Source organism: Shewanella sp. 38A_GOM-205m, from assembly GCF_000518445.1.
Taxonomy (GTDB): Bacteria; Pseudomonadota; Gammaproteobacteria; order Enterobacterales; family Shewanellaceae; genus Shewanella; species Shewanella algae.
The window spans coordinates 1-19,240 of the sequence record NZ_JADP01000040.1 but is presented as its reverse complement, the minus strand read 5'-3'; the positions used below and the strand labels follow the sequence as shown (position 1 = coordinate 19,240).

Here is a 19,240-nt window from a genome sequence, read left to right as displayed (position 1 = left end):
GGAAGAATCATCTATTCGCTCCCCCGGTTTACCCGCCCGGGTTTCTGGTTTGGTTTATCAGCCTGGGCAGGTCTCCTGACTCGTCGCCAAAGACGACTCACAGTTGCGGGCACAGTCCGGGCTTTCCCGGTTCCCTGGGTTGGTTCACCTGCAAAGGTGCCAACACCCTGGCTGCTGCCGCACTTGGCGGCCATTTGGGGTTATTATCCCGGTTTTATCGCCCGGCACAATTGCCTGGCGCAATCACCGCCGGGCGTTAGGCTAAGGCCCGTACTATTGCGGCCAGTGGAGCTTGCTGAAACACTGCCATTCTTGGTCACTTTCACCGCTGGCATCACGGCTGGCATAGAGGGTTATTCTGACCCAGGCCGCATAAGGTAGCTCCAAGGCGTTGAACACTGCCGCAGGCGGCATCTGCCCCGGCAGCAAAATCTCGGCCAGTAGCAACCGGATAACCCCGCTGTGAGTCAGGATCAGTGCCGCATCGGCGCTTGCTGAAGAACCAGAATCTCCTGAAACAGAGCTTTCGGAAGAACTAACCTCTCTAGCAAGCCAGCGCTGCACCATAGTCTGCCAGCCATCCAACACCCGGCTACGAAAGGCTGGCAGCGATTCCCCGCCCGGCGGAGTATTGGCCACGGGGTCACGCCAGAAGGCTTCAGCCGCCTCGCTATGCTGCTGATAGACACTCGCCACCTTCATGCCGTCCCAGTCACCGAAGTCCAGCTCCCAGAGCCAGTCATGCTGCTGCAGCGGCGCCGGGAAATAATCAGGCATATCGGCCTTGAGCTCGGCGGCAAAGGCCTGGCAACGCTGGGCCGGGGAGCTCAGCAGCGCCAGGCGTTCGGGCTGGCTCGGTAACTGCTCCAGCGCACTACTGATAGCCCGCCAGCTGCGCCACATCTGCGCTTTGCCCTCATCGCTCAGGGCCACATCACTGCGGCCGCGGATAATCTCGCCGCCTTCACATTCGCCGTGCCGCAGCAGATAGATATTCAGTTGCCTATGTTCAGCCACACACTTCTCCCGTCAGAGTCCCGGTGGTTACCGGGCCAATTTAACCTTGCCGCAGACCGCCGGAATCCGTATATTATGGACGTCTATACGTATAAATGTCCAAAATAACTTTCCGCGCCCACACACGCCTTTGGCTATCATGCCAGATAGTGCCCCGGGCGTCAGGTCGGCAGAGATGATGTCGCGGATGCCAAGCGCCGCGAATGTAAAACAGCAATAAGACAGGTATGAAAGGTAACCCTATGGCGACTTCCCAGCACTCCCCTAGCCAGACAGAGCTCAAGCTCAAACAGACCCTCGAAGAGCGGATCCTGATTTTAGATGGCGCCATGGGCACCATGATCCAGGACTACAAGCTGGAAGAAGCCGATTACCGCGGCGAGCGCTTCAAAGATTGGCATTGCGATGTCAAAGGCAACAATGATCTGCTGGTACTGACCCAGAGCGAGATCATCAAGACCATTCACAGGGAATACCTGCTGGCCGGTGCCGACATCATAGAAACCAACACCTTCAACGCCACCACCATTGCCATGGCCGACTACGAGATGCAGAGCCTGGCGGCGGAGATCAATTACCAAGGCGCCAGAATAGCCCGAGAAGTGGCCGATGAAGTGGCCGCCACCAGCGGTATTCCCCGCTATGTGGCCGGGGTGCTCGGCCCCACCAACCGCACCTGTTCCATCAGCCCGGATGTGAATGACCCCGGCTTTCGCAACATACATTTCGACGATCTTGTATTGGCCTACAGCGAATCCACCGAGGCGCTGATCGCCGGTGGCGCCGACATCATCCTGGTGGAAACCATCTTCGATACCCTCAATGCCAAAGCGGCGCTGTTTGCCATCGAAAATGTGTTCGAGAAACTGCAGCAAAGGTTGCCGGTGATGATTTCCGGCACCATTACCGATGCCTCGGGCCGCACCCTGACAGGGCAAACCACAGAGGCCTTTTACCATTCTCTCAGACATATCAAGCCGCTGAGCATAGGCCTCAACTGCGCCCTGGGCCCGAAAGAACTGCGGCCCTATGTCGAGGAGCTTTCCCGTATCAGCGAGTGCTTTGTCTCGGCGCACCCCAATGCCGGTCTGCCCAATGAATTCGGCGGCTATGACGAGACTCCAGCGGAGATGGCAAGCGTGATAGGCCCCTGGGCCGAAGAGGGGCTGCTCAATATTGTCGGCGGCTGCTGCGGCACCACGCCTGCGCATATCAAGGCGATTTCTGAAGCCGTTAGCCTTCATGCACCAAGGCCGCTGCCTGAGCTGCCGGTGGCATGTCGCCTCTCCGGACTGGAACCCCTGACCATAGATGCAAGCAGCCTGTTTGTGAATGTGGGCGAGCGAACCAATGTCACCGGCTCGGCCAGGTTTCTCAAGTTAATCAAAGAAGGCCAGTACGAAACCGCGCTGGAGGTGGCCCGTGACCAGGTAGAAAACGGCGCCCAGATCATAGATATCAACATGGATGAGGGCATGCTCGACGGGGTCGAGATGATGCAGAAATTCCTCAACCTTATCGCCTCAGAGCCGGATATCAGCAAGGTGCCTGTGATGATAGACTCCTCCAAGTGGGAGGTGATTGAGGCCGGGCTCAAGTGCATTCAGGGCAAGGGAATAGTCAACTCCATCTCCCTCAAAGAGGGCGAGGCCAAGTTTATTGAACAGGCCAAACTGGTGAAGCGCTACGGCGCCGCCGCCATCATCATGGCCTTCGATGAACAGGGCCAGGCCGACACCCGGGAGCGCAAAACAGAGATCTGTACCCGCGCCTACCGGGTGCTGGTGGATAAGGTGGGCTTCCCGCCGGAAGATATTATCTTCGACCCCAATATCTTCGCCATCGCCACCGGCATAGAAGAGCACGATAACTATGCGGTGGACTTTATCGGCGCCATTGAAGATATCAAGGCCAACCTGCCCCATGCTATGATTTCCGGCGGGGTGTCCAACGTTTCTTTCTCCTTCCGCGGCAACAACCCGGTGCGGGAAGCCATTCATGCCGTATTCCTCTATCACGCCATCAAGGCGGGGATGGATATGGGCATAGTCAACGCCGGTCAGTTGGCCATCTATGACGATATCGACCCTGAGCTTAAGCAGAAGGTAGAGGCCGTGGTGCTCAACCTGCCCTGCCCGGTTGCCGACTCAAGTAACACAGAGCAGTTGCTCGAGGTCGCCGAGAAGTATCGCGGTGGCCCGGGCGGCGCAGGCAAGAAAGAAGATCTCGAATGGCGCAAGTTGCCGGTCAACAAACGCCTGGAACACGCGCTGGTGAAAGGGATCACCGAATACATAGACGCCGACACAGAAGAAGCGCGCCTGCAGGCCAAGCGGCCGCTGGATGTGATTGAAGGCCCGCTGATGGACGGTATGAACGTGGTGGGCGATCTCTTTGGCGCCGGTAAGATGTTTTTGCCGCAAGTGGTCAAGTCCGCCCGGGTGATGAAAAAAGCGGTCGCCTATCTCAACCCCTATATCGAAGCCGAAAAAGTAGAAGGCCAGAGCAACGGCAAGGTGCTGATGGTCACGGTCAAGGGCGATGTTCACGACATAGGCAAGAACATAGTCGGGGTGGTGCTGGCCTGTAACGGCTACGAAGTGATAGATCTCGGTGTCATGGTGCCGGTGGAGAAAATCATCGAAGTTGCCAAGGCCGAGAAGGTCGACATCATAGGCATGTCCGGGCTCATTACCCCGAGCCTGGATGAGATGGTGCACAACGTTAAAACCTTCGAGCGCGAAGGTCTGACCCTGCCGGCGATTATCGGTGGTGCCACCTGCTCCAAGATCCATACCGCAGTGAAGATAGCGCCTCATTATCCCCATGGCGCCATCTATATTGCCGATGCCTCGCGCGCCGTGCCCATGGTCAGCAAGCTCATCAACAATGAAACCCGCCAGGCCACCATAGACGAAACCTATCGCGAATATGAAATGATGCGCCAAAAGCGTCTGTCGCAGACCAAGCGCAAGCAGATAGTGCCCTTGCAGGTAGCACGGGATAACCGCTGCAGCCACGACTGGGCCAACTATCAAGCGGTGAAGCCCAACACCCCGGGGATCCAGGTGTTTGACGACTATCCGCTGGAGGACTTGCTCGATCGCATCGACTGGACGCCGTTTTTCCGCGCCTGGGAGTTGCACGGTCATTTCCCGCAAATACTGGATGATGAAGTCGTTGGTACTGAGGCCCGTAAAGTCTATGCCGACGGCAAGGCGATGCTGGAGCAAATCATCCAAGAGAAGTGGCTCACCGCCAAGGGCGTTATCGGCCTCTTTCCCGCCAACAGCGTCAACTTCGATGATATCGAGATCTACACAGATGACTCTCGCAGCCAAGTGTTGCTGACCACCCATCATCTACGGATGCAGCTGGAGCGGGTGGGCAACCACAACTTCTGTCTCTCTGACTTTGTTGCTCCCAAAGAGAGCGGCGTGGCCGACTATATGGGGGGATTTGCGGTCACCGCCGGCCATGGCATCGACGCCCATATTGCCCGTTTCGAGGCGGCCCACGATGACTACAGCGCCATCATGCTCAAGTGTCTGGCCGACCGCCTGGCCGAAGCCTTCGCCGAGCGGATGCACGAGCGAGTGCGTAAGGAATTCTGGGGTTATGCCAGCGAAGAAAACCTGGATAACGAGGCGCTTATTCGTGAAAAGTACAAAGGCATACGCCCGGCTCCCGGCTACCCAGCCTGCCCGGACCACACGGAAAAAGGCCTGCTTTGGCAGCTTCTTAAGCCAGACGAGTGTATCGACCTCAAGATTACCGAGAGCTTTGCCATGTACCCCACGGCGGCGGTCAGCGGCTGGTACTTTGCGCACCCGCAATCACGCTATTTTGGAGTAAGCAACATAGGCCGAGATCAGGTGGAAGACTACGCCCGCCGCAAAGGGATGACAGTGGCCGAAGCCGAGAAGTGGCTGGCCCCGGTATTGGATTATGATCCTGAGTAAAAGAGGCCAGCAAATAGTCTTTTAGCGTACCTCCATACCCAGGAATAAGGCTTACCTTGGCTTATTCCTGGGTCTATACCTCAGCCACATCACCTCATACTAATGCCAGTTTCATAAAGTATATTTTTCTCAGCTAACTTCCTATTGGGTTAGATGGTCAAACATCCCACGCCATCCAATAGATCAAAAAATCAACCAAATAAAAACAATTAAATTACAATTGATGCTGAGCAATTTTTAATCTGTCTTGGATTAATAAAATCGTCTCTCGTAAGGTGTCGATTTTATTGCCCAGTGAGCGTTACCTTTAACCATCACAACAGGGAAGAACTATGAAACTACATTGGGGAATACTTGCACTGGCCGTATTCAATGCGCCATTAGTCTTCGCAGGGCAAGAGATAGATACAAATGGTGCGACTCAAACACAACTTTGTTTCGACAAACTAGCTACAGCAACACAGAAACTGGAATTCGAAGATACGGCACCAGAGGTAAAACAATGCTTCAAAACCACCGACAAAACAAAGCAGATCACAATCAACTGTCCGGCGAGCGGAACTACAAATCTCTCAGGGATTGATACTGTAAAACAGGGGTACGATAGATTCGCGATCCAATTGTTGCAAATGTGTCTAACCCAAGCCGAACAGGCTGGCGCAACACTGACAGACGGAGACAAGAGCATATTGAAAACGCTGGGTCAGGGGGCTGCTAGCAATAACAGTAAAAACTATCAGGGACGCTGGCTGAGCTCTTTTGAGCTTGGCTACAAACAACAAAATAGCTATAACGAAGCTGGAGAGCGTTCTGGGTTTGATCAGGGCGGAGTGACTGCTTCCTTTATGTTGAACGGCCGTTGGCACAATGCCTGGGGTTGGAATGATGCAGTGACAAATTTCGAGGTGGGCGTTCTTTTTGAGAAGAGTCCTACAGTTACAGAGAAAAAACCTAATTTCGCTGACACAAGTTTCAACGATGTCACCGATTCTATTGATGGTTATTTGAAATTCCTTTGGTCTCCTGGAGGAATTGCAGCGTCCAATAATGGCGACTCAGTCCTGAGTCTTGCCATACTGACCGGAGTCCGCAGCCTGGATGAAGCAAAACAAGGAAATGAACTTGCTAGATACTACGGCGGCGGCCTCGAATTCAATCTCTACAGTGATACTATTCTGCGAGATCAGAATGCACTTCCCAGAGCCAAGGTCGGCGGATACTTTCTACGAACAACCAACTACAGCTCGCTATCTGATATTAATTTTTTCAGGATCAGCGCGCAGTTTCAGCTAGTGGAGAATAAACCATTCCTAGTAGGATTTGATGCCAACCTAGGCCCAGATGATTTGGATGATTACTCAGTCACATTCAGCATCAGGCAAAACACCGAAGACTTGCTTAAATTCTTTGGTTTTATGCCTTAGTTGTCTCAGATTGGCGGCTGTGGATTAACCACAGCCGCCATCAAGGTGCAGGGCAAAAGCAACAAATCCAGAATCTCAGGCAAAAATTAAAGCCACGAACAAGGTTTCCACTCACTCCCCTGTACAGAGCCACTAACCAGATACCATACGTTTGGCAAAATGTCGCCAGAGGACGTTAGCTGAACCAGAGTACCTCTTCAGCCAGCGACATTCGGGGTTCTGCTCTGCTAGAATCGCACTCTTTGATGAATACAACCGCAAGGACTTTCCATGAATCCTATTATTGCCCTGCTGAAAGAGCACAATATCAGCGATGAACAAATAAACAGTCTGTTCCAGAGCCTGACCGAAAATCCCCTGATGGCCATGGGTACTCTGGGGCAGTTGGGATTACCGCCGGAAAAGCTGCAGGGGTTGATGATGCAAGTGATGCAGAACCCGGCACTGATCAAAGAAGCCGTGGAAGAACTGGGACTGGATTTCTCCAAGGTTGAAGCCGCCAAAGCCCAAATGAACAAGTCTGTTTAATCTTGTGCGCCCTCAAGGCCTGACTCATTTGGCTTTGAGGGCCGATGTCATGTTCTGTCATTCATCAGGTATTAGGCTGACAAATTGGCTGTGCCATCAGCTCAGTTCGCTGCAACGCTTACCATTTTGATAGTTCTCTGAAGCAATACCCGTATCAAGCGCCCGGCAATTTCTGCAATAACTTTGATGCCCGTCCGGATTGGCCGCTGTCACTCGTGCCGGCGTATTACCAAAATCAGCGGGATAGGGATGAAATATATGTTCCTCACCATGAGTCGTTGAACAGTTGGGACACGACTTAAACTTCCGACCGCTTCCCGGCTCCTGCTTACGTAACATTCCGTTATTCAAACGCCCACCACAAAAGTTACAGCTCATCAGCACTCTCCATGTTATTAACTGATATTCAGCATGGCAAACAGCTCACGCTGAGCAAAAGATAACCAAAGGTGTGTTGAAAGCCAATCTATTCCCTCTTGCCTCTCCGCCATCGCCCTCACCTAACACAAGATTGAGACAAACCGTGTGCGTTTAACAAAAACGCTACAAAACGCTACATCATTTGCCGTGCCTCCCATTGAGTCGGCGTGCTTAAGTAGGTGCTCGGTCAATATTCGGCCAAGGAAGTATGGGTCGATGATCGAAAGCTGAATTTATCCCAATCATACAGGAGGTATTCCAGTGACAAGATCTCAGTGGTTCCAGCGTCTATCGGCGCTATGTCTCGTCTCAGCCAGTTTGCTGCTGACACCGGCAGCCGTGGCCCAAAAACATCTCAAACAAAATCTCAGTCAATTGACCAGTCAGGCGTCCAGCATAGTCTCAGGCCAAGTGGTGTCTGTGACCGATGGCTTTGATGAGCGCAAACGCCCCTATACCCAGATCACCATTCGGGTAGGTATGGATGCCAAGAACAAACATAAGGCAGGCAGCGAATATACCTTCCGCCAGTTTGGTTTGCTCAAGCCCCGCGCTATGGGTAATGGCAAAGTCTACCTGGGCGTATCCCCCGAAGGCTTCGCCCGCTGGTCGGTTGGCGAGCAGGTAGTGGCCTTTATGAACCCGGATCTCGGTGCAGGCCTGACTTCTACCGTAGGGTTGGAACAAGGCAAATTCATTGTGCAAAACGGCAAAGTCAGCAATCAACTGGGCAACATAGGCCTGTTTGATGGCATGAACACCCAGTCGCTCAGCCCTGAAGAGCAGAGCCTTATCACCACGGCCGGCGCTGTGGATGCCGCCGCATTTATGTCTCTGGTTGGCAAACTGGTACAGGAGGCCAAATAATGAAGCTTTCAAGAATTGCCACGGCCTTGCTGTTGGGCTCAGTCTCCTCTGCCGCTCTGGCCGGTGGCCCGCTGTATATTCACGAACCCACAATGCAGCCCTATAAGTGGGATACTTCCAAGGGTGCGATTCCCGTCTATACCGACGGCGGCCCAGTGATTAAAAACAAGGATGGGGTTGACGTACAAACCTTCACCATTCTGGAAAAGGGGCAGGTGTTCAATCTCGACATCACACTGCCGGACGGCACTGTGATCCCGGCAGGTACTGTGCTGGACAGGGATTACACCTTCCTCAGCATAGCTCAGGCCAATGCCATTACCGCCAAGGCCGTGGGCGAATGGTCTGCGGTGGAAACCTCCACCTTTGAGATGTCGGTGCAGGGCACCATTGAACAGCAAATCGGCATCAAGGACGTCAATCAAACTAATGTCGATCAGATCTATTCCGCCGTAAACGGCTATGGTTTCTGGGTCAACTATGACACCGACGGCCAGATCCTGGAACAGTATTTCGGCGTACCACGCAGCCAGGTACTGGGGATAGCCTTCCCCGAGTGGGCCGATGAAGAAACCGGTGAAATCCTTGAGGCCACTGCCTTGATGAACGGCTGGTACGTGGGTATAGATGACACAGAAGGCGAAATGATTGCCGGGGTATTTACCCATGAATTCGGCCACGCCCTCAACATGTCGCACTCCCAGGCCAATGGTCATCTCAGCTATATGTCGGCCTCTTACAGCCCGCAATATGACGGGGTACCGGGTTGCGCCATCACCAATCAATATACCAGCGCCAGCCAGATAGCGCCGGACACTATTGAAACCATGTTCCCCTTCATCAATGTGTTGGGGGTTCAGGGGGCCGAGCAATCAACGGTCAATGTGCGCGACGACATAGTCAACCTATCCGACCTCTATCCAACAGCGGAATATCGTTCTGGCTACGGCTCGATTTCCGGTACCTTGTACACCAAGGAAGGAGTGGACTATTCGGGCATGAACATGGTGGCCCGCAACCTGGATAACCCACTGTACGATGTGGTCACTCAACAGTCCGGCAACCTGACCCAAGGGCTTGTAGGCCCGGATGGCAAGTTCACCATCAATGGTCTGACACCCGGCGGCCGCTATGTGCTCTACATGGAGACCATCAAGGCCGGTGGTTATCCAACCCAACAAACCGCCCTGCTCTCTGAAGCCGAGTATTGGAACAGCAATGAAAGCAGCAATCCGGCCAGCGATAGAGCTTGTGATTTCACTCCTATCATTGCCGAAGCCGGGGTGACCAAACAGGCCGATATCTATTTCAACGGCTATAGCGATGGCATCCAATATACCCCGCTGGTAAGCGCCTTTGTGCTGGATCATGCCAAGAACGGCAAACGTGCCATGGGGATAACCGGCAGCACGCCTTTCCTCTATGACAGCACCAAGAAGGCCCTGTTCGAGCTACACCCGGCCGGTAATGCCGTGGTTGCCGGACACGCCACTATGAACAAAAACGCCACCAAGGCCGGTGTTATGGCGGACTTCAGTGGCAACGGCATCAGCAATGCCGCCATCTGGGATCTGCGCAGTGACAAACTAACCTCGCTAGGGGATCTCAACGGTAACAGCTGTGGTGGTTCGGGACAGTCAGGCACCAACTCCAGCTATGTCTGGGATATGGACGATAGTGGCAATACAGTCGTCGGCACCGCCTATCTGGATACTGACGGTAACGGCGCCTGCCAGAGTGCATTCAAGGACGAGATAGTGCCCTTTATCTGGACCAAGAAGGCCGGTATGCAGCAACTGCCTTACCAATTTGCCGAAAAGGTTCAATGGCTGCGTGCCGACAGGATAGCCGGCAACGGCAGTACCATTACAGGTACTTATGATGGCACCAGACAGGTTGCCTGGGTCGATGGTCGCTTTCACGATACTTCGACTGAGTTCGGCGCTCAGGATTCCTCGGTGATTTCCAACGACGGCAGCACAATTGGCTTTGGCACCCGCACCGGAGTCACCCTGTGGCATACGGACTCGGGCCAACAGGAAAACATAGGCAGCCTGCGCTGGTGTGAGCAGGTACCTTTCAATCACTTCGTCCTGGGTAACCTGTGTTCCGAAGGTTGGGATCACGACAGCATCAGTGCAGAATTTGGCGTACCGCGTATGTTACTGCTTGATGCCAGCGACGATCTGTCGATGATTACTGCTCGCTCCGGTAGCCTGTTTACCGGTTTCAGTGGTGGTATCTACCTGGAAGGTTTGGGCTGGATGAGCACCAGGGAGTTCTTCGCCAAGCAGGGCGTTACCGAAGCCAAGGCACTGACCATAGACAACCCTTTTGCCATCAGTGCCAACGGCTCTGAAATGATGGGTGGTATCGCAGGCGCTGTCTTGTCTATCGATGTCGATCTGAACAAAGCCTTTGTCTGCCGGGATGGCCAGGATGTTCAGCTCAGCTTCCCGAAACAGGTGGTTGCTGCCGTTAAAGGCGGAGCCGAGTTTGGTCGCTGTGCCCACCTGAACGATTGATGCAAAGTTGAAGTAAACAACTGCCAACGGGAGCCTCATGGCTCCCGTTTTTTGTCCGCCTGAAACCTTCCATCAGCGGTTGCTCTCAAGCCTGGCCGCCACTTTCCAACCGAAGAAATTGGTGCATCTGATTCCTTAGGCTTTCATGAGTTACTGGCTCTGCTATAATTTGTGCCCGAAATTTTCAGGCATTTCCAGACGAGCGGTAAGCCATGTCCACTACAGGTGTTGAACTCTTTAATCCCGGCCAACAGGCACAAGCCCCTGATGCCGCCCCCAGCCAAGCGGTGCAACTGGCCGACAACAAGCTGGAGTTGATGGCTCCGGCCAAGAATGCCGATTTCGGTATCGAGGCTATTCGCCACGGGGCGGATGCCGTCTACATTGGCGGCCCGGCGTTCGGTGCCCGCCATACTGCCGGCAACAGTGTCGAGGACATTACCCGCCTGTGTCAGTTTGCCCATAGATATCACGCCCAGGTATTTGTCACCATCAACACCATATTGCTGGACGATGAACTGGAAGAAGCCAGACGCCTGATCTGGGCCGTGTACGAGGCCGGCGCCGATGCCATTATCGTGCAGGACTTGGGGCTGCTTGAGCTGGACTTGCCGCCTATTGCACTGCACGCCAGTACCCAGATGGATAATCGGGTTCCGGCCAAAGTCGCCTTTCTTGAGCATGTGGGGTTCTCCCAGGTGGTGTTGGCGCGGGAGCTGAGTCTGAGCCAAATTCGCGCCGTGGCCGCCGAGACCAAGATGCGACTTGAGTTCTTTATCCATGGCGCCCTGTGCGTGGCCTACAGCGGCCAATGCTATATCAGTGAGGCCTACACAGACCGCAGTGCCAACCGCGGCGAATGCTCACAGCAATGCCGGATGCCGGGTAATCTCAAGACCCGCCAGGGCGACATCATTGCCAGCAACGACCATATGCTGTCGCTGAAGGACAATAACCAGACAGATAACCTCGAAGCGCTGATCGACGCCGGGATCCGCTCCTTCAAGATAGAGGGCCGACTCAAGGACCTCAGCTACGTCAAGAATGTTACCGCTCACTACCGCCAGCAACTGGATGCCATCATGGCGCGTCGGCCCGAGTTTGAACCCTCGTCCCACGGCCGCTGCAGCTACAGCTTCACCCCGGATCCGGACAAGAGCTTTAACCGCGGCAAGACGGACTACTTTGTCAATGAGCGCAAGGCGGACATCGGCGACTTCCGCACCCCGAAATACTTGGGAGTAGAAGTAGGTAAAGTCAGCAAGATAGGCAAAGACTTCATCCAGGTCGACTCGGATACCGAGTTCCACAACGGTGATGGCCTGGGCTTCTTCGCCGCCAACTATCAAAAGGCCAGGTTGTCGGATGACAAGCTGACAGGTTTTCGGGTCAACCGCGCCGAGGGTAACACCCTGTATCTGAAAAACATGCCGAAAGATCTCTATGTCGGTGCCACCTTATATCGCAACAAAGATCAGGCCTTTGAAGCCCTGCTGGCCAAAGAATCTGCCGAGCGAACCCTGTTGCTGGACTTCAGCCTCAGCAATACCCAGACAGGTCTGGCGCTGACCGCCGCCGACCGTCATGGTCATCAGGCGACAGTGACCGCTGACTTCGAAAAACAGCAGGCCAAGGATATTGGCCGCAACCGTGAATCACTCGGCAAGCATCTCGCCAAGCTGGGCAATACAGATTTTCGTCTCGGACAAGTGGATTTGGGCGATGCCGAAGCCGTTTTTGTACCGGCATCCATCATCAATGGCCTGCGCCGTGATGCCATTGCTGCCCTGGACGAAGTGCGCATTCAGGGGTATCAAAGACCCACGCCCTGGGTACGGGACGACAGCGCCCGCTTCCCGCAGCGCAGCCTGACCTATCTAGGCAATGTGGCCAACCAAAAGGCCAAGGACTTCTATACCCGTCACGGGGTGGTATCCATCCGTGATGCCTATGAAGTGCGGCCGGTAAAAGGCGATGCGCCTTTGATGATCACCAAGCACTGCATACGTTACAGCTACAACATGTGCCCCAAAGAAGTGCCTGGGATCAAGGCAGAGCCGCTGGAAATGGAGCTGGGTGGCAAGCAGTTCAAGCTGGTGTTCGACTGCCATAAGTGTGAAATGCTGTTGGTGGGTTAAGGAGAAAAACATGGGATTTTTGAACGCCTTGATGGGCAACGCCAGTGAAGTGGATCTGGATAAACTCAATGAAGAACTGACGCCGATTATGGCCGACAGCGAACAGTTGCAGCTGGCCTATAAACTGGTTCGCGACCTGTTTGTCTTCACCAACAAGCGCCTGATCTTGATAGATAAACAAGGCATGACCGGCAAGAAAGTGAGTTATCACTCCATCCCCTACAAGGCGATAGTGCACTTTGAAGTGGAAACCGCCGGGCGCTTCGATATGGATGCCGAACTCAAGCTGTGGATCTCAGGCCAGGCAGAGCCCCTGTTCAAAGAGCTCAAGCGCGGCACTGATGTGGTGGGTATTCAAAAGACCATAGCCAAATTCACGCTCTGAGGTTAAAAAAGTCTAAGATCCGCTATTTGACAGGGAAAACGCTTCTTCAATGCCGGTCTGCGCCACAAACTCCTCATCGTGACTGACCAGAATAAAAGCGCCCGGGTATGCTGCCAGCGCCGCTGCCAGACGCGCTTTTGATTCAATATCCAGATGATTGTCAGGCTCATCCAGCAGCAGTAAGGGATTGCCCCGCTGATGACTGACATAAAGCATGGCCAGCTTCATCTTTTCACCGCCGCTGAGACAAGCCACAGTGCGGTGCACCTGCTCGGCGCGAAAGCCTATCTGGGCCAGCAGAGTGCGGCGCTGACTGTCATCCATCAGATTATGATTCACCTGGTTATGATCAATCGGGCTACTATCAACTTGGGCACAGCGCTGCAGGGTTTCCAGCAGTGTCCACTCTGGCTTGAGTAAGCTGAAATGCTGATCCAGATAGACACTGTGGCCATTGAGTTGCACTTGCCCAGCGCTCAACGCCAGCCTAGCCTGTAAGACCCGAAGCAAACTGGACTTACCGCTGCCATTGGTCCCCGCCAGACGCAGTTTCTTGCCACTGCTGAGGGTTAAATTGATAGGCTCTCGACTGCCATAGGGCAAGACAGCATCCAATAGCCGTACCAGAGTCTGCTTTGCCACTGGCTGGCCATGGGTTTCGCGCCCCAGAGTCAGGGTTTGCCTATGCCTTTGCTCACACTGCTGTTTCAGCCCGGCAAGCTCAGAGTCCAGCAGTCGCTGATGTTGCCGCTCCCGGGTCGCCATAGCCGCCGCATTGGCACCGGCCCGCTCCTTTTGACGGTCGAGCAACACCTTGGCCTGGCTGCCACTGCGCGCCAATTTCTCCCCTTTGGCTGCTCTTTTCTGTGCCCGCTCCCGGCTCAACTGCGCCTGCTTTCTTGCCTGACGCCGGGCCTTGTCGACATTCTCCAACCTGCGTTCAAGCGCTTGCTGTGCCAGGGTGTGCTGATGCCAATAGCTGTCATAGTTGCCGCCATAGGAACCGAGCCCCAAGCTGTTGAGCTCCCAGATTTCATCCATCTGTCGTAGCAGATCTATGTCGTGGCTTATCAGCAGGATCTGCCCCGAAAATGCCGACATCCGCTGCCGCAGCCACTGTCTGCCGTCTCTGTCCAAATGATTGGAAGGCTCATCGAGCAGCAACCAGTCGGCCTCGCTTTGAAACAAACGCCACAGTTTCAACTTGGCCTGCTGGCCACCACTGAGGCGTTCGAACTCAAGCTCGGGCTCTGCCGGCAACCCCAGCTCCCGGCAGAGTTCGCAAAAGGTTTGCCGCACCTGCCAGTCGTCATTGAGCTGCTCAAACCAATGACTGTCACAACAGCCCTGCTCTATTTGTGTCAGCGCCTGTAATCTGGTCGCCAAGCCCAGACATTGGCTCAGTCGGCTTCCGGTTTGCATTGTCGGCACTTGGGACGAGGGGCCATCAATCCGGCTTGCTGCGGCCTTTAGCAGCTTGGGTTCTTGCTGCTGCCGGTAAATACCGCAAATGCCCCGGCGCTCAACCGTGCCGCTATCCGGCGCTCTCAAACCGCAGAGTATTTCGCCCAGCAAACTCTTGCCTATGCCGTTGCGACCAATCAGGCCGGTCATTCTAGCGCTCAGACTACAGCTGATATCGGCAAACAATGGCTCAAGGCCATGGGTATAGAGTGAGATTTGTCTTGCATTAAATGCCTGCATCTTGCCTCCTGCAGACAGGGAGGCACGGCGAGATCCGATCCGGGTTTAAGCAGTCATGACATGGCGAATGAGTGCCAACTGACTGCAACAATAAAGACTTGAGCGAACACGCCGACCGACCCTGCCAATCTAATAATGGAAAAGTAAAAAAGATTGGTGATCAGGTGTCAGTTGTTCATTTTGGCGTGAGCTCCAATAGGCGAGGATGGCGGAATTATAACCGCCTGAGACAACAAAGATCCAGCTTGTCCCCTTTGAGGGGTTGTCCTTTGGGATGAGAGTGCGGCTCAAAACTAAACAGGATGCTAGAGCAGTATATGACTCAGCTCAATATCATTGTTCCTTCTGACTTCTATTGACTAAATATCCTCAATAGCGGATATTTAATCAATTATACCCCAGTGGGTATAAAGCAGCATTTATCCCAACAAAGGGATAAATGCTAGCTAATCCTCTAGTGGGGATATGAGATAACTTTAAAATTCATCTCTAATCATTGAGGGCTGGAACTAATGATATATAGTCCAAAGCAACTCGCAGATATGATGCTACTGATACGCCAAAAGAATGGCTGGACTCAGTCAGAGTTGGCGAAAAAAGTCGGTATAAAGCAAGCAACAATCTCGAACTTCGAGAACAACCCCAACAAAACAACGCTTTCTACCTTCTTTAAGCTTGTACAAGCTATGGATCTAACACTGAGTATCCAAGAAAAAACACAGCTGACTTCACCAAGTGAAAATGATGATGAGAGTTGGTAATGCAAAAGCTAATAGCATACATGAATGGTGAACTTGTTGGCACCTTGGCGAAGCATAAGAACGGCGCTCACACTTTTCAATATGATAAGGACTGGATAACCAATGCAATGGCTCGCCCACTGTCATTGTCTTTGAGGCTTCAATTACCGACTATCACTTCCGATGCCGTTATCAACTATTTTGACAACCTCTTACCAGACAGCCCACAAGTCAGAGATAGGATCGTTGCAAGGTACAAAGCCTCGTCCAAACAACCATTTGATCTCTTGAAAGAAATTGGAAAGGATAGTGTTGGTGCTATTGCACTATTTCCTCCCGAACACCCCTATAAAAAAGAGCCACTCAGCTACGAAATATTGGATAACAAGAAACTAGAAGCCGTTCTTTCTGCATACAAGTCTGATATTCCCCTCGGGATGCTCAAAGAGGAAGAAGACTTTAGGATCTCAGTGGCAGGTGCTCAAGAAAAAACCGCACTCTTATTCATTGATGGACAATGGTGTATACCGAAAGGAAACACCCCAACCACTCACATTATCAAGCTGCCAATAGGCGAAATACCACAAGCTAACGCGACCCTGGATCTCAAAGATAGCGTAGAAAATGAATATCTTTGCATTGAGCTAGCTAAAGCGCTGGGATTCGCAGTTCCCAGCGTCAATATAATCAAAACAGACAACCTTAAAGCTTTAGCTGTAGAACGATTTGATCGACGCTGGACAAAAGACAGAGCAGGCTTGCTACGCTTACCTCAAGAAGATATTTGCCAGGTGTTTGGTATGCCATCATCCATCAAATATGAATCTCAAGGTGGCCCAGGCATAGCACAGATCATGAAGTTATTAATGGGCTCAAGTAATGCACTTGAAGATCAATATAACTTCATGAGATTCCAGGTATTTCAATGGATCATTGGGGCTACGGATGGACATGCTAAAAACTTTTCTATCTATATTGATAGAGGAGGTAGCTATCGACTCACTCCATTCTACGACATTCTGTCGGCCTACCCATTACTTGGAGGAAAAGGACTCAATATTAGACAACTTAAGCTCGCAATGGGATTAAAAGCCACAAAAGGCAAGAAGTATGAAATCAATAAAATCCTGCCTCGTCACTTTTTAGATACTGCTAAAGCTGTGAATTTTAGTCAGGATAAGATGCAAAGAATAATGGATGAAATGAAAGGTGCGTTACCTGAGGCAATCTCGCAAGTAAGGACGAATCTACCGGAGGGCTTTCCAGAGCATATCTCCAACTCAATTTTTGAGAATGCCAACAAAATAATTAAAAAAATCTAGCTATAAGATATTAATTTTAAATGCTATTTCCCATAAGCGGATGCGGGTTAATTTCCTTTTAAAGTGAGATTTTCATTACCCGTGCCAATCTAAAAAAGGATGCCGAAGCATCCTGAAAGATATTAAGCGCTATAATCAAAACCTCTTGAAAAAACAAAATAACCTTACTAATCATTCAGTTAAATAACAATCAGCAACAATTTTCATCAAAACAACCCAACCAAAAATCTTTTAAAAAAAATAAGTGTGGTCAATATGTGGATCATTGACCACACTAGCTTACCAATGGATTGAGTTTGGTTGCTTCAATAAGATGCTCTGGTGCCAAGTGAGCATAGCGCATAGTCATCTGAATGCTGCTATGTCCCAAAATTCGCTGTAACGTAAGGATGTTCCCGCCATTCATCACAAAGTGGGATGCAAAAGTATGTCTGAGAACATGACTGGCCTGCCCTTTCGGCAGTTCAATTTCTGAAGATTTTAAAACACCATTAACTCTTTATAGCAATCCTCAAAAGCTGACCACTTCAGTAAGAAACATTCCAACATAACAAACTGATTATTATAATATTTATTTTCTTGCCATTCTTAGTATTTATGAGATTAATCCTGTCATTCAACACTTGAGAATGAGTCAATTTTTGGACTTCGCTCCAGCGAGCACCGGTGCTTAAACATGTTTCAACAGTAACTGATATGTCACCATCTAAGAAGCTTAGAGAAGGTGCATCCTCAACGAGTTCAAGATGGTTCAGTAACATCATAAACAGGGCGAGGATGGGGACAGAACACAAATGTCGTGTCTTAACTTCATACCTTTACTAAAGTGTGAACCAGATCTGAGAGATAGATAATCTAAATGACTAGCATTATCATTTGGCAATAGGTTGTTAGTTGATGGGAAATTTTCCATTTACCAATATTTCTATCTAAACTGAACCAAAAGAATACGAGATGGCTGATAAAGTAAGACGTAATATAATCAAGCTTTCCAGCTTGGTCATGTTTGCACCATCAGTGGTAGGTGCATGGCCGTGTTGGAATACTTTACGAATCAACACCTCTATATGTATTGGGTGTGGTTTGTGTCATCATGCCTGCCCCATAGGTATAATAAAGCTCGTTGATGATGGGAAATATCAGATTGACCATGAAGCATGTATCATGTGCTACAGCTGCTGGAGTGTATGCCCCAAAGCGAAGGATAAAGCAATATATACTACGACAGTGTGTGAGACCTAAATTATGAATATAGCAATATTATATGCATCATTTTTACTATCAATTGCAGATATCGAAACTAACTCATTAAATTTCAATGGCTGTGGCGATCAAATACTTTCAAATGATAATGGTATTGTCATTCGACGTAATAATGGTGAAATTATTACTCGTGATACCGCACTCCAAGAACTGATTAATGAGTACAACCATAATGGAAAAACCCAATGCCTTAAAATAAAGCATTCACTTAGTGAAAAGTCAGGGTTCCTTACATTGGACTTTAACCGAGCCACAAAAAGATATAATGGTTTTGACTCTGTTTATGAATATGATAATTTTGGAAAGTTAATCTTATTTTATGAGAATAAAAAAGGTGGTCGTTATGAGCGTTACATTTATAAAAATGGAGAGTTATCAAAGCTAGAGGATTTAACGGGGGTAACCATTTATGATAAAAAGAGCAACTCAGTTGAAATTGATGAGTATGATTATAACGGTAGGCATGTGCGCTCTGATAAGTACAAGGAGCCTGTTATAAATAAAGCCTGCCAAGAGACTTGCTATGAACTCTTGAAAGAGCTAAAAAAAGGTAATGAGGGGAGGTTAGATAATAACATAGATAAACTACGTTCATGCTTCATGAAATGTGTAGATTGAATGACAGAACTACCTAAATAGCTTATATGGACACCTCTCCGATGCAAGCACCGGCAGGTCTCTTTCTGACAAAGTAGCCACACACATATATCCGGCTTCGTGAGCCCTGATGAACATCCGTACTCTCTGCCCTCATTAGTGCCATGGCTTTTAGCAGCCCAGCTATTTGTCAGGTTCACAGAGAGTCGGTTCTACCTGTCAGCACATCAACTCTTTGGACTTATTAAAATCAGTTAGTTACTTAACGATATACTCTGTTTTTTGGTTTATTAGCGCCCACGCTATTCGGGCATTTTTGTTAGCCAGCGCCACTACAGCTTTGTTTAC

General features: G+C 51.1%; 13 protein-coding genes, 1 pseudogene and 1 riboswitch. Of the genes and pseudogenes, 11 read left to right on the top strand and 3 right to left on the bottom strand.

The window, feature by feature from the left end:
* Nucleotides 1–48 precede the first annotated feature (48 nt).
* Nucleotides 49–185, bottom strand: a riboswitch (cobalamin riboswitch).
* 88 nt (nucleotides 186–273) lie between these two features.
* Nucleotides 274–1,017 carry a histidine phosphatase family protein gene (locus N512_RS0117960; RefSeq protein ID WP_028781207.1) on the bottom strand — a complete coding sequence of 248 codons (744 nt, stop codon included), beginning with the start codon at nucleotides 1,015–1,017 and terminating at the stop codon, nucleotides 274–276.
* Between the two features lie 242 nt (nucleotides 1,018–1,259).
* On the opposite strand from N512_RS0117960, the gene metH reads away from it, so the two are divergent.
* The 7 genes from metH (at nucleotide 1,260) to N512_RS0117925 (ending at nucleotide 13,266) form a co-directional block, all read left to right on the top strand.
* Nucleotides 1,260–4,979 (top strand): methionine synthase, encoded by a 3,720-nt coding sequence (gene metH / locus N512_RS0117955; RefSeq protein WP_028781206.1) that lies wholly within the window; start codon nucleotides 1,260–1,262, stop codon nucleotides 4,977–4,979.
* Nucleotides 4,980–5,311: 332 nt separating this feature from the next.
* Complete coding sequence (locus tag N512_RS0117950) at nucleotides 5,312–6,403, top strand: hypothetical protein (RefSeq protein WP_028781205.1); 1,092 nt, start codon at nucleotides 5,312–5,314, stop codon at nucleotides 6,401–6,403.
* 270 nt (nucleotides 6,404–6,673) lie between these two features.
* Nucleotides 6,674–6,931, top strand: coding sequence for a DUF2999 family protein (locus N512_RS0117945; RefSeq protein ID WP_025011260.1), 258 nt, complete (start codon nucleotides 6,674–6,676; stop codon nucleotides 6,929–6,931).
* A gap of 681 nt (nucleotides 6,932–7,612) precedes the next feature.
* Nucleotides 7,613–8,218, top strand: coding sequence for a hypothetical protein (locus N512_RS0117940; protein WP_037475489.1), 606 nt, complete (start codon nucleotides 7,613–7,615; stop codon nucleotides 8,216–8,218).
* The gene (locus N512_RS0117935; protein WP_028781203.1) at nucleotides 8,218–10,743 is read left to right on the top strand and encodes a hypothetical protein; all 2,526 of its coding nucleotides are present in this window, start codon (nucleotides 8,218–8,220) and stop codon (nucleotides 10,741–10,743) included. Before N512_RS0117940 ends, N512_RS0117935 begins: the two co-directional genes overlap by 1 nt.
* Nucleotides 10,744–10,955: 212 nt before the next feature.
* Nucleotides 10,956–12,881, top strand: a complete 1,926-nt coding sequence (locus tag N512_RS0117930) for a peptidase U32 family protein (protein ID WP_081737199.1) — start codon at nucleotides 10,956–10,958, stop codon at nucleotides 12,879–12,881.
* Nucleotides 12,882–12,891: 10 nt separating this feature from the next.
* Entirely contained in the window at nucleotides 12,892–13,266 is a 375-nt protein-coding gene (locus N512_RS0117925) for a PH domain-containing protein (RefSeq protein WP_028781201.1), read from the top strand.
* Nucleotides 13,267–13,278: 12 nt separating this feature from the next.
* On the opposite strand, the gene N512_RS0117920 is transcribed toward N512_RS0117925, so the two are convergent.
* A complete protein-coding gene (locus tag N512_RS0117920; protein ID WP_028781200.1) occupies nucleotides 13,279–14,970 on the bottom strand; it encodes an ATP-binding cassette domain-containing protein in 1,692 nt (563 codons plus the stop codon).
* 512 nt (nucleotides 14,971–15,482) lie between these two features.
* Between N512_RS0117920 and hipB the strand changes: the two genes are divergently transcribed.
* Together hipB and N512_RS0117910 are read left to right on the top strand one after the other, a co-directional pair.
* A complete protein-coding gene (gene hipB, locus N512_RS0117915) occupies nucleotides 15,483–15,731 on the top strand; it encodes a type II toxin-antitoxin system antitoxin HipB (protein WP_025011264.1) in 249 nt (82 codons plus the stop codon).
* On the top strand, nucleotides 15,731–17,032 hold the full coding sequence (locus tag N512_RS0117910; protein WP_028781199.1) for a type II toxin-antitoxin system HipA family toxin: 1,302 nt from the start codon (nucleotides 15,731–15,733) through the stop codon (nucleotides 17,030–17,032). Before hipB ends, N512_RS0117910 begins: the two co-directional genes overlap by 1 nt.
* A gap of 274 nt (nucleotides 17,033–17,306) precedes the next feature.
* Here the strand turns inward: N512_RS0117910 and N512_RS24730 are convergent.
* Nucleotides 17,307–17,507, bottom strand: a pseudogene (locus N512_RS24730) (tyrosine-type recombinase/integrase); the annotation flags it as partial.
* 479 nt (nucleotides 17,508–17,986) lie between these two features.
* Between N512_RS24730 and N512_RS24875 the strand changes: the two are divergent.
* Nucleotides 17,987–18,274, top strand: coding sequence for a 4Fe-4S binding protein (locus N512_RS24875; protein WP_197021472.1), 288 nt, complete (start codon nucleotides 17,987–17,989; stop codon nucleotides 18,272–18,274).
* A gap of 3 nt (nucleotides 18,275–18,277) precedes the next feature.
* A complete protein-coding gene (locus tag N512_RS0117905) occupies nucleotides 18,278–18,913 on the top strand; it encodes a hypothetical protein (RefSeq protein ID WP_028781198.1) in 636 nt (211 codons plus the stop codon).
* Nucleotides 18,914–19,240: the final 327 nt, after the last annotated feature.